The 11,759-nt window shown below is 65.4% G+C and carries 11 protein-coding genes, 1 tRNA gene and 1 pseudogene; 7 read left to right on the forward strand and 6 right to left on the reverse strand.

All coding sequences use genetic code 11. The features are described from left to right. Positions 1-27 precede the first annotated feature (27 nt). Positions 28-1,563: a sensor histidine kinase gene (locus C466_RS10875; RefSeq protein ID WP_004596016.1), complete on the forward strand. Its 1,536-nt coding sequence runs from the start codon at positions 28-30 to the stop codon at positions 1,561-1,563. Between the two features lie 63 nt (positions 1,564-1,626). On the opposite strand, the gene thrS is transcribed toward C466_RS10875, so the two are convergent. Then, the gene (thrS, locus tag C466_RS10880) at positions 1,627-3,603 is read right to left on the reverse strand and encodes a threonine--tRNA ligase (protein WP_004599794.1); all 1,977 of its coding nucleotides are present in this window, start codon (positions 3,601-3,603) and stop codon (positions 1,627-1,629) included. A gap of 225 nt (positions 3,604-3,828) precedes the next feature. On the opposite strand from thrS, the gene C466_RS10885 reads away from it, so the two are divergent. Further along, a complete protein-coding gene (locus C466_RS10885) occupies positions 3,829-4,809 on the forward strand; it encodes a PLP-dependent cysteine synthase family protein (protein WP_004596012.1) in 981 nt (326 codons plus the stop codon). 435 nt (positions 4,810-5,244) lie between these two features. Here the strand turns inward: C466_RS10885 and C466_RS10890 are convergent, their stop codons facing one another. Next, the gene (locus C466_RS10890; RefSeq protein WP_004596010.1) at positions 5,245-5,667 is read right to left on the reverse strand and encodes a CoA-binding protein; all 423 of its coding nucleotides are present in this window, start codon (positions 5,665-5,667) and stop codon (positions 5,245-5,247) included. 82 nt (positions 5,668-5,749) lie between these two features. Continuing rightward, positions 5,750-6,349, reverse strand: coding sequence for an RAD55 family ATPase (locus C466_RS10895; RefSeq protein WP_004596008.1), 600 nt, complete (start codon positions 6,347-6,349; stop codon positions 5,750-5,752). A gap of 332 nt (positions 6,350-6,681) precedes the next feature. On the opposite strand from C466_RS10895, the gene C466_RS10900 reads away from it, so the two are divergent. Further along, positions 6,682-6,756: transfer RNA gene (locus C466_RS10900), tRNA-Arg, on the forward strand. Positions 6,757-6,896: 140 nt separating this feature from the next. Next, the gene (locus C466_RS10905; RefSeq protein ID WP_004596006.1) at positions 6,897-7,076 is read left to right on the forward strand and encodes a hypothetical protein; all 180 of its coding nucleotides are present in this window, start codon (positions 6,897-6,899) and stop codon (positions 7,074-7,076) included. Positions 7,077-7,346: 270 nt separating this feature from the next. Here the strand turns inward: C466_RS10905 and C466_RS16140 are convergent, their stop codons facing one another. Next, positions 7,347-8,129, reverse strand: a complete 783-nt coding sequence (locus tag C466_RS16140) for a S1 family peptidase (protein WP_080505961.1) — start codon at positions 8,127-8,129, stop codon at positions 7,347-7,349. 58 nt (positions 8,130-8,187) lie between these two features. After that, positions 8,188-8,586: a hypothetical protein gene (locus tag C466_RS10910; RefSeq protein WP_004596004.1), complete on the reverse strand. Its 399-nt coding sequence runs from the start codon at positions 8,584-8,586 to the stop codon at positions 8,188-8,190. A gap of 190 nt (positions 8,587-8,776) precedes the next feature. Between C466_RS10910 and C466_RS17665 the strand changes: the two are divergent. Next, positions 8,777-8,890, forward strand: a pseudogene (locus tag C466_RS17665) (DUF7386 family protein); the annotation flags it as partial. 11 nt (positions 8,891-8,901) lie between these two features. Here C466_RS17665 and C466_RS10915 read toward each other — a convergent pair. Beyond that, positions 8,902-9,330 carry a type IV pilin gene (locus C466_RS10915; RefSeq protein ID WP_193366047.1) on the reverse strand — a complete coding sequence of 143 codons (429 nt, stop codon included), beginning with the start codon at positions 9,328-9,330 and terminating at the stop codon, positions 8,902-8,904. 203 nt (positions 9,331-9,533) lie between these two features. Between C466_RS10915 and C466_RS10920 the strand changes: the two genes are divergently transcribed. Both C466_RS10920 and C466_RS10925 read left to right on the forward strand, forming a co-directional pair. Then, positions 9,534-10,310 (forward strand): hypothetical protein, encoded by a 777-nt coding sequence (locus C466_RS10920; RefSeq protein WP_004596002.1) that lies wholly within the window; start codon positions 9,534-9,536, stop codon positions 10,308-10,310. 177 nt (positions 10,311-10,487) lie between these two features. Further along, positions 10,488-11,729, forward strand: coding sequence for a hypothetical protein (locus tag C466_RS10925; protein ID WP_004596001.1), 1,242 nt, complete (start codon positions 10,488-10,490; stop codon positions 11,727-11,729). Positions 11,730-11,759: the final 30 nt, after the last annotated feature.

Raw genomic sequence — 11,759 nt, forward strand, 5'->3', positions numbered from 1 at the left:
AACCGTCCGCGACACGTGCGCCCTGACATGAGCGACGGCGCGGGCGAGTCGGCGTCGAACAAGGACCTCCGGACGGTGCTCGACCGGATGTCGGACGGGTTCTTCACCCTCGACGGCGACTGGCGGATCGTGTTCGCGAACGACCGAGGCAGAGAGATCCTCCGGTCCGCGATGACCGACGACGCCGTCGGCCCGGACGGCTCGGTCGAGGGCGCGAACATCTGGGACTCGATCCCCGAGTCGACGGAGACCGTGTTCTACGACGAGTACCACCGCGCCATGGAGACGCAGGAACCGGTCTCGTTCGACTCCTACTACGAGCCGCTCGACACGTGGTTCGACGCGCGCGCGTTCCCGTCTGACGAAGGGCTCTCGGTCTACCTCCGCGACGTCACCGAGCGACGCGAGCTGGAGCGGCGCCAGGAGGAGAGCCTCCGCGCGATCCAGCGGCTGTACGCGGTGTCGTCCGACCAGGACCGCACGTTCGAGGAGAAGGTTGCCGAGATACTGACGATCGGCTGTGAGTACCTCGACGTGCCGAACGGCTTTCTCACGCGTATCGAGGACGACACCCAGCACGTCGAAGTCTCGCACGCCACACACCCCCTGTTACAGCCCGGCGAGACGTGTCCCCTCGACGAGGCGTACTGTAAGCGGACGCTCGAACGCGAGCAGCTCCTGACGATCGTCGACGCCTCGGCGGAGGGGTGGGCCGGCGACCCCGCGTACGAGACGTTCGGGCTGGAGACGTACGTCGGCGGCCGCGTCGAGGTCGAGGGCGAGCGGTTCGGCACGCTCTGCTTCGCCGACACGAGCGCGCGCGACGAGCCGTTCACCGACTCCCAGCAGACGTTCGTGGAGCTGCTGACGCGGTGGGTGAGCTACGAGCTGGAGCGGCGGCGCGCGGCCGAGCGGCTCGCGAGCGAGCGCGACCGGCTCGACGAGTTCGCGAGCGTCGTGAGCCACGACCTCCGGAACCCGCTCACGACCGCCCGCGGACGGATGGACCTCCTCACCGACGACTGCGAGAGCGAACACGTCGAGCCCGTTCGGCGCGCCCTCTCGCGGATGGACACGCTCATCGAGAACATCCTCACCCTGTCGCGCGAGGGCGGCGGCGTCGACGAGCTGACCCGCGTGGACCTCGCCGCCCTCGCCGCGGACGCCTGGGAGACGGCCGACACTCGGGGCGGGACGCTCCGCGTCGCGGGCGACGGCTACGCCCTCCGCGCCGACGAGCAGCGGCTCAGGCAGCTCCTCGAGAACCTGTTCCGGAACGCCGCGGAGCACGGGGCCGTGGGGAGGGAATCCGACGATGTCGCGGTCGAGGTCGGCCCCCTCTCCGACGGAGACGGGTTCTACGTGGCCGACGACGGCCCGGGGATCCCGGAGGAGGACAGGGACCGCGTGTTCGAGTCCGGGTACACGACGACGAGCGACGGCACCGGGTTCGGGCTCGATATCGTCTCGCAGATCGCGGACGGACACGACTGGGCGGTCAGCGTGACCGAGTCGGCCGACGGCGGGGCGCGGTTCGAGTTCGCCGGCGTCGACCGGATGTGACGGCCGGCGCGCCGCGAGGGGCGCGCGGCGCCGCCGGTCACCGACCGACGCTCAGTTCCGCCGTCACTCGTCGTCGACGAAGTCGGGTTCCGTCCGCTTCTCCGCGCGCTCCTCGACGAGGTGGTCGACGAACTCGTCGAGGTCGACGTCGCCGCGCTGGTTCTCGAAGCGGTCGCGGACCGAGACCGTGCCGGCCTCCTGCTCGTCGTCGCCGACGATGACCATGTACGGGAGCCGGTCGTCGTGGCCGGCGCGGATCTTGCGGCCGACGGTCCAGTCGCGGTCCTCGACCTCGACGCGGAAGCCGGCGTCCTCCAGTTCGTTTTTCACGCGGTGGGCGTAGCCGAGCGTCTCGTCGGAGACGGGGAGGATCCGGACCTGCTCCGGCGCGAGCCACAACGGGAAGTTGCCGTCGAAGTGCTCGATGAGGACCATGAAGAAGCGCTCGTAGCTGCCGTACAGCGCCCGGTGGATCATCACCGGCTGGTGGTCCTCGTTGTCCTCGCCGGTGTAGGTGAGGTCGAAGCGATCGGGCATGTTGAAGTCGAGCTGGACGGTGGGCCCGTCCCAGACGCGGCCGAGGGCGTCCTCGAAGCCGAAGTCGATCTTCGGGCCGTAGAAGGCGCCGTCGCCGGGCTCGATGTCGTAGTCGTAGCCGCCCGATTCGAGCACGTCGCGGAGCTGCTCCTCGGCGGACTCCCAGATCTCGTCGCCGCCGACGGACTTGTCCGGGCGGGTCGCGAGGGCGACCTCGACCTCCAGGTCGAGCGTCTCGACGACCTCGAAGATCATCTCGATCACCGACTCGATCTCCTGGCGGATCTGGTCCGGCCGGACGAACAGGTGGCCGTCGTCGATGGTGAACGACCAGACGCGCGAGAGCCCGGAGAGCTCGCCGCGCTGCTCCTTCCGGTACACCTTCCCGTTCTCGAAGTAGCGCTGCGGGAGGTCCCGGTACGACCACGACTGCTGGTCGAAGATGGTCGCGTGGCCCGGGCAGTTCATCGGCTTCAGGCCGTACTCCTCGTCGTTGACGTCGAGGAGGAACATGTCGTCCTTGTAGTTCTCGTAGTGACCGGACTGCTTCCACAGCTCCGTCCGGAACACGTGGGGGGTCTCGACCTCCTCGTAGCCGTGGTCGCGGTTGAGCTCGTTCGCGAAGTCGGACAGCTCGCGGAGGACCGTCTTCCCCGGCGGGTGGTACAGCGGCAGGCCCGGGCCGGTCACCGTCGGGATCGAGAAGAGGTTCATCTCCTGGCCGATCTTCCGGTGGTCGCGCTCCTGGGCCTGCTCGCGGAGTTCGAGGTACTCCTCCAGGTCCGACTCGCTCGCGAAGGCGGTGCCGTACACGCGCGTCAGCGTGTCGTTCTCCTCGTCGCCGCGCCAGTAGGCGGCCGACACCTCCAGCAGGGTCGCGGCGCCGATCTCGCCGGTCGACTCGACGTGGGGGCCCTGACAGAGGTCCTCCCAGTCGTCCTGAACGTAGAAGGTGACCTCCTCGTCGTCGGCCTCCTCGTCGAGGATCTGTCGCTTGTACTCGTTGTCGGCGTAGATCTCCGTCGCCTCCTCGCGCGACCGGACCTCGCGCTCGATGTCGTAGTCCGCCGCGATGATCTCGTCCATCTCGTCTTCAATGGCGGCCAGGTCGCCCTCGTCGACGTCGACGTCGGTCACGTCGTAGTAGAAGCCGTCGTCGGTCGGCGGGCCGATCGTCAGGGTCGCCTCCGGGTGGAGCCGCTGGAGCGCCTGCGCGAACACGTGGGCCGCGGAGTGGCGCAGCACCGTGAGGTACTCGTCCGACTGGTCGGTGACGATCTCGATCCGCGCGCCGTCGTGGACCTCGGCGTACTTCTCGACGAGTTCGCCGTCGATCTTCCCCGCGACGGTGTCGCGACCGAGCCCGGGGCCGATCTCGAAGGCGACGTCCTCGACTGTCGACCCCGCCGGAACGGTCAGCTCTGATCCGTCCGGCAGGACGACCGTCACCTCGGCCTCCGCATCGGTCTCGCTCATACAGCATCGGAGCCGGACGACCGGCATAAGCCTGTTCGATCCGCGGCGCGGAGTCACACGGTCGGACGGTCGGGGCAGTTCGCAACGGTCGCGGCGGTTCGCAACGGTCGCGGCGGTTCGCCACGGTCGGGGCGGCCCACTGCGACCGTCACCGCGGTCCCCGCTCCCGGCAATTCACGCCGCCGCTCCGGAGCGCCGGATCCGGCGGGTACGATGGCAACACACAAATCCGGCGGCAACGTTTGCCGGGCTATGACCGATCACCGAGAGCCCCTGTCGTCCGTGTTGGAGACGATCGGGGAGACGCCGCTCGTCGAGGTCCGCGACGCGCCGGACCCGGTGCCGGTGTACGCCAAGCTGGAGTCGTTCAACCCCGGCGCGAGCATCAAGGACCGCATCGGGAAGTACATGCTCGAACGCATGCTGGAGCGCGGCGACGTCGGTGAGGGCGGCACCGTCGTCGAGCCGACCGCCGGCAACACCGGGATCGGGCTCGCCGTCGCGGCCAAGCAGCTGGGGCTGGACGCGATCTTCGTCGTCCCCGAGCGCTTCTCGGTGGAGAAACAGCAGCTCATGCGCGCGCTCGGCGCGGAGGTCGTGAACACGCCGAGCGACGAGGGGATGGGGCTCGCGATCGACCGCGCGCACCAGATCGCCGAGGAGCTGGACGACGCGGTCGTCCCCCAGCAGTTCTCGAACCCGCTCAACGCGGAGGCGCACTACGAGGCGACCGCGCCCGAGATCGACGAGGCGCTCGGCGGCGAGGTGGGCGCGGTCGTCGCCGGCTGCGGCACCGGCGGGACCCTGATGGGAATGGCCCGCTACTTCCGCGAGCGCGACCCGGACACCCACGTCGTCGCGGTCGAGCCCGCCGGCTCCGCGTACCGCGAGTTCCTCGGCGAGGACGTCGACCACGAGGAGTACAAGACCGAGGGGATCGGCACTCACGACACCGAGCGGAACGAGCTGTTCGACCCCGACCTCGTCGACGAGATCCAAGCGATCGACGACCGCGACGTCCACGAGGAGATGGGCCGGCTCGCGAGCGAGGAGGGCCACCTCGTCGCCTCCTCGTCGGCCGCGAACGCGATCGCGGCGAAGCGGGTCGCCCGCGATATCCGCGACGGCAAGATAGACGCCCCGCACGACGCGGTCGTCACCGTCTTTGCCGACTCCTCCGAGCGATACCTCTCGAAGGGCGTCTACCGCAGTTTCGAGGAGTGGGAAGGGTGATTCGTGGAAGGGCGGCGCCGTGATCGCGAGCGGTGTGACGTTTAAATCGGCTCTGAGCGGAGAATAGCACTTATAAATGGACGGCGGCGCGTGCCGATGAGCGCCCGGAGGGCGCGAATCGCACGCGCGAGGTCGTCGGNGTGCGGTTGCCGTGCGGTAGGGGGCGGGACTCAAAGGGGCAGCCGCGAGGTCGGCGCAGGCGATGTAAGCACCGCAGCGAGCGTGCGCCGACCTCGCGGCTGGGGCTTTGGCTGTGTTCACCGCAGACGCACGGTCTATTTATAAATAGCCGACAGCAACACCTCGGTTTTGTTTATAAATAACCACTCTACAGATCCGATTCGTCCATTGCCTCCGATCGAGGCGCACGCTTCGGCGACCAGCTGGTTCGGCCAAATACGGTCCGATAGGGAAGACCTCAGCAGAGTGTGTCGCTCACCCGCGCAGTCGACCGTGTTCGACCTTGAGACAGTGGTCCTGAACCACGTCGATCCCGTCGGCCTCGGCGGCCGCGGCCGCCTCGTCGTGACTGATCCCCAGCTGGAGCCACAGCGCGCCGGCGTCGCCCCGTTCGGCGTGTCGCTCGCGGACGGCGTCGACGATCTCCGGAACCTCCTCGCTCGGCCGGAACACGTCGACGAGGTCGATCTCCTCCTCGACCTCGCCGAGCGCGTCGTACGCCGGCTCGCCGAGGACCTCGTCGGCGAACGGGTTCACCGGGATCACGCGGTACCCCTGATTCTGGAGGTACGCGGGCACGTCGTGCGCGGCTTTTCCGGCCGTCGTCGAACAGCCGACGACCGCTATCGTCTCCGCGTCGAGCAGGCGGTCGAGGTTCGCGTCGTCGGTGATGGGCATGGCTCTCCGTACGGTCGCTACACGATTAAGCGATCCCACGGTCACCGCGGCCCGGGAACCGGCGCGGGCCGCCGTCTCCCGCTCAGGGGAGCCGGATATCGGGTTCGCCGTCCTCGGGGACGGTGACGATCCCGTCGAACAGCTGTTTCAGCGTGTTCATCGCCTGGTCGTCGTGGGCCGTCGAGTCGATGCTGTACAGCCCGAGGCCGTCGACGCTCTGGACGCGGCCGGTGAACACGTGGAGGAACCGGAACACCGTCTGGAGGTCGGAGTACATCAGCAGCGTCGACAGCGAGTGGGCCATCACGCGGTTCCGCTCGATGCCGCGGTCGCCGAACGCCTGGAGGAACTCGGAGAGCTTGATCCCGATCCCGGTCATGTCCACCGGCGAGGAGGCGTACTTGATCCGGTCGGACTCGCGGGTCTCGCCGCCCTGCTGGCGGGTGACGCAGTCGACGACCGCGACGGGCTTCCCCTCGTAGGGCGTCCGCTTCTCGTAGTCGCGGAGCACCCGGTCGGCGCCGTCCTTGGTGGTGACGACGATGGCGCCCTCGTCGCGGTCGGTTCCCGCGGCGAGGATGTCCATCATGATGGACCGCTTCCCGCTGAGCGGCGGGCCGGTCAACAGGATGTTGGTCCCGGGTTCGACCTCGGCGTCGAAGTGCGGCGTCAGCTCATACATGGACGCACCTCGGGGGCGACGTCGTCGGCGCGAGCCTCTCGTTCGGCCGCGAGGCCGTACGACCAGGACACATCTACTACCGAAACATGCCCGCTCCGAATAATATTCTTTTTGATCGCCCCTTGCGAGGCGACGATGCGTCTCGACGCGGTCGTGGACCGGATCAGCCGCCGAATTCCGGTCCGAGAGCGGGACCGCCCGCCGACGGATCGCGGGGACGTGTCACGTCTTCGAATTGATCGACCGCCCGGACCGGCGCGGAACCGTCGGACTGCGCGGCGGCGATTTCGGATCGCGGGACTTAACACGCTCTCGGAAGTACACGACGATGAGGGCGCTTAGCTCAGTTTGGACAGAGTGCTTGGCTTCGGACCAAGTTGCCACGGGTTCAAATCCTGTAGCGCCCACTTACTCACCGAGCGTTTTCACGACTACTGCCGATTCTACCGTAGCGACTCGCTACGCCACGGAATCGCTCGAACAGATCGCGTTCTGCTAGGCGAATGAGATCCACATCGACGAGCGCGAGGCGCACCTCCGGGTCCGGATGGGAAACCTGGCGGATGAGTCCTGGTCGGAGCTGGTGACGCGGCTCAAGCGGTACTGGGTCGGTGCGGGTCGCGATCCGGAGCGGCTGAAAGAGGCGGTCTCACACTACCGGGACGCGTCGGGTCCGAAGATCCGGCCGGTGCGGAGTGCGTGGGGGAAGGGCCAGACGCTCCGGTAGCGCGGCCCCTCGTGAGTGGCAACACTATCCAGATCCTCTTTTCGCGGCCGTTTTCGCCTCGATCGACCCTCTCGACCGGCGGGTTCGAGACGATCTCGACCGCAACACAAGCGCGGATCCGTACTCGACGAGGTGCTCGTCGACGGCGAACCGACACCGGGGGGTCGGTTGGCGGTTAGGGGTGTGGCTAAGGCCACACAACTAAGGTACCACCACCTCCTCAGCAGTGGAAACTCTATGCGGATAGGACGCTCGGGGTTAGCTCTCGGCTCAATTTGCCTGTCTGATTATATCCTCAAGTAATTCAGCATACCATGTTACGTTGATATTGAGCGGACCCTCCTCGGGTTCGTGGTCGGATTGCATGGTTGCCGAGTGTACCCCAAGAAAGAACATTTTCTGTGTGCCCAATTGGAATCCTTCTGTTGTCTGTTGAAGCGCAGACGGTCTTGTTAACACGGGGCTTCCACTGGTTCCTGAGTGCATATCAGCATCCGTTGCAAAACAGGGAAGTCCCTGAAATGGAACTCCGTAAGAGCTAGCAATCATAGCGTTTCTAGCAATTGGTAAATATGGGGACTGCCCCCGAATAGGGTAACCCAGTACGGCTGCTTCCTGTCCGAATTGTATTTTGATATTATCTGGTAGTCTCAGTTGATTTGAGATAACTCTCGTTCCTGTCCCATCGAGGTCTATATTTAGAGGGACAGCTACAACGTCTATCTCCGAACCTTGAGGATGTTCCAGCCACTGCTGCTCTCCATCATCACTTTCCAGTGTGATATCATGATATTGTAAATTGGTCAGATCCTGACTGTCCGGCCGGGTCATTATTCGAATTGAATCAGAGATTGGATTCCCATTCTCGTCGGCTACAGCATGATGATTTGTCACAAGATAAATACCCGCACTATCTAAATCGACTTCCTGGGACTCTGTATCATCTAATTCGGTGTAGAAAAAGCCAGTCGCATGAGCAGAGCTATCTGGGTATAAAATCGGGGTGACAGTGGTATAAAGCGGATCAACACCTCTGTCGGGCAGTAATGGCATGCTGTGAAGTTAGGTAATAGACACTTATTATTTGTTTTATATCACCCACCAATCTTCTTCATGAACGGAGAGTGTCTGACACAACCAGAGCCTCCCGGGAGTGACTCCGATAGTGTGTCTCACCGGGATTCGTCCAGTTCGTGATCTCTAAGTTCCGAGCGCGAACCGTCCGAGACGAGACGACTGTTATCTCTCTGCCTTCTGCTCGGTACCACACGAGCGCATACCCGCCGTCAGCGTCCGCGAGCGTCTCGTGCTGGTCCTCCCAGAACTTGAACGTCAGTCGCACGCCGTTGACCATCGAGCCCTTCACGTCCCACGGGCGGCCGTCCTCGTCGGTCGCGTCGAACTTCAATCCGTCCACGACCGGATAGTCGAGCGTGAGCGGGTAGCGGTCCGTCGCCCACAGCTCGACGAGCTTCCCGTACCGACCGACGATCGCCAGGTCGTAGCTCACGGCGATCCTCGTTTGGGTTGCGGTTGGTCGCCGCACCGATCGCCGTCGACGAACGAATTTCGACCGAACCCCGGCCGCGCTGTCCTCGCAGATTCGGATCCTTCGCCCAGATCGCACGCTTATAAACAGTAGTCCGCGGCCGTGTCGGCTCGGTCCTTTTGATGTCACGCCCACGTAACTAGTTCGGTCGGAAGAGAACGTCCGTGAGGCCCGTTACGAATTGGATTCTACGACTGTACAGCAGTTTGACCCCGAGGTACACGGGTTGCGGTACAGGAAGAAAATAGAAAATCGGTATAGATAGCTGTATTTAGCCTATGCGGTGAGGTCAGCCGTCCCCTCAAAGATCACATTCCCACTCGGATCGTGGATGAGCTGAACCGTTGCATCGTCACTATCCGGGAAATTGGGGGTACCCTCATTGTAGGTCTGTGTCACACCAGTTTGCCAGTCGCCTCCTGGTGAAACTGTGACATTATCGTACCTTGTCCCGTCAATAGCTATCACGAGATCATCGGATGGGATCGCCTGACCGCCTGTTTTGGTGATATTAACCGCTGTACTGTTTGAACTCTCGATGTCGAAACTCGCCTGCGGCGCGGTGTCTCCTAACTGATCGCCGAGTCCGAGGACGAACGTCCCGATAACGGCCGCCAGGATGACGGTAATCGCGACCATGAGGATGACGCCGATGACGGGACTCACTGCCCTGTCGTCCGCGTTGGATTGATTGTTTGGTTTCATTGTTTGAACCCAGCGGCCACCGCCGAACGAAATTCCCGGATACTCGGGCGCCGTCGTCGACGCCCAAGAAACCCCGATTTCGTCCGGATCGGTTGCTGGTTGCTACAAATTATGCGTGGCCTACTTATGTACTTACTGGCGCGAGTATCACCGGAGAAAATTAGACGGACAGCGTCAAATCAGTTGGCCGAATTACATCAGCTATGAAACCCACGGCGAAAGCCCTCTCCCGGACGTACAGCGATCGCGTGTATCCGGACCCGTGGGAGAAGGTCCTCGACTACCGCCGCGTCCGCGAGTACGCCGCCGACCACCCGAACGCGGGCCGGGCTCGTGTCGGTCGTTCGCTCGACCTCCCCGCCGAGCGCGTCCGCGGCTGGCTCGAAGACGCCGTTCCCGATCCGGTCCGGGGCGTCAATACGGCGACCGACCGCGGCTGGCTCGACCCGGATCCCGACGGCGAGACGGCCGCCGCGCTCGTCGACCTGCTCGCGCACGTCCTCGCCGGCGGGAGCATCCCCGTCGACAACTACGTTCCCGCGGTGACACCGGGAGAACGCGTGAACGTCGCGGAGATTCGAGCGGCCTTCGAGCGCGTCGGCGTCGAGACGCGCACCCGCAACGCCGACACGCCCGGCCGCGCGACCGAGGTCGTCCCCACGTGTGACGGCACGGTCCTCGGTCGGTGCCTCGTCGCGATGGGCGCGCCGACCGGCGTGAAAACGTCGCTCGACGGCCTCCCCGCGGTCGTATGGGACGTCCCTCGACCGGTTCGGCGGTCGTTCGCGCGGATCTACGTTCGACACCGCGGGCTGAACTACGCCGACAAGTCCACGACGCGCGTCCAGGTCGAACGGCCGAGTTCGTTCATCGCGGAACTCCGCGAGGTGCTCGACGACGTGATCGACGAGCGCGTGACCACGGCCGACGCCGGGCTCACCATCTCGGCGGCCGCAGCCCGTGAACTCGGCGTCGAGTAGCGCCGCCGGGTCAGTCCATTACTCTTTGAGTTCGTCCGCGTCAAGGGCGTCGAGCTCCGCCGGCCGGTCGTAGCGGGTCATACTCTGGATAATGATTATCGTGATAATGACCCGCATCTTCCTCCCGCGCTCACCGTTACCCCCATCTTCATGAGCCGGTGAGAGCATTGTCCCGTCATGGCAAGCGCGGCGTCGCCGCTCTCGGAACCGCGCGTGTTGGCGCACGCGAAGCGCCGTCTGTTCCCCGACAACGCCGACGACGGGTACGCGGTCGTCGACACCCAGTTCTCGTCCGACCGATGGCTCGCCGACGAGTCCATCGATCCGGCGATCGCGGACGAACTCGCGCCGTTCAACCACGTCCGCGTCGGCTCCGGCTACCCCGACCTCGTCGGCGTGCGGCTGTTGAGCGACGAGCTCCTGGCCGTGGACCGACTGGGCGACGACCCGCCGCTGGTGGTCGTCGAGGCGAAGGGTCACACGAACCGGAGCGACGCCGACGTCGAGCGCGGCATCGTTCAGGCGTACGACCGGCTCCACGAGGCGAACGCCGCGTACGTCGCTGTCCCGGCGGACACCGTCTCGCAGTCCGCCAGGACCCTCGCTCGCGAGCTGAACGTCGGCGTCCTCGGCGTGACCCCCGACGGCGCCGTCGATCCGGTCGAGACGCCGCGCGTCGTCGGGAACCGAACGACGACCGAGACGACGGCCATCCGGTTCCAGGCCAGCGCGCAGGGCGTCGCCGGCAAGTCATTCGGCCTCAACCACCCGAAGAACTACCTCGCGTACCCCCTCGCGGTCTCCCACGAGCGCGACACGGAACGGGTCCTCGCGGAGCACGTCGTGCGCGCCACCGACGACGCCCGGACGGGGGCGGCCTTCCTGAACCTCATCGACGACCACCCCGAACCCGCCCGGCTGACGCCGCTCGGCCGGGAGGTCGTCAGGTTCGCGCTGCGGGAGTACGGCTCTGTCGAGGCCGCGATAGCGACGTTCGACGACTGGAAGCGCTCGCGGGAGCGCTTCTGTGACCTGGCGCCGAAGTGGGGCATGCTCACGAGGCGCGTCGTCTACGAGTACCCGGCGACGCAGCTGCTCGTCGAGGAGCTCCAGCACATGCACGAGGACGGGATCACCGAACCGAACCTCCCGGAGGTCGTCGAGTACCTCCACGCGCTGCACCCGTCGTTCACGGTCGAACTGTTCGTCCGCGGGGACGACGACGTCCGGAGCCGCGTCCTGAACGCCGACGGGGAGTTACGGCGCGATCCCCTCGCCGACGGGGAGGTCTACCACTCGCCCACCGTGTTCCAGCTGAAAGCGGTGCTGTATCACGCCGGGATCCTGACGTCGCGGGGCGCGGAACCGTCGAATCTGGACCCCGCGGGCGACGTGTGGGCGTTACGCGAGTCGGTCTGATGTCGTCCCCGCTATCTTTTTGTGACTCGT

This window comes from Halorubrum distributum JCM 10118, from assembly GCF_000337335.1.
Lineage (GTDB): Archaea > Halobacteriota > Halobacteria > Halobacteriales > Haloferacaceae > Halorubrum > Halorubrum distributum.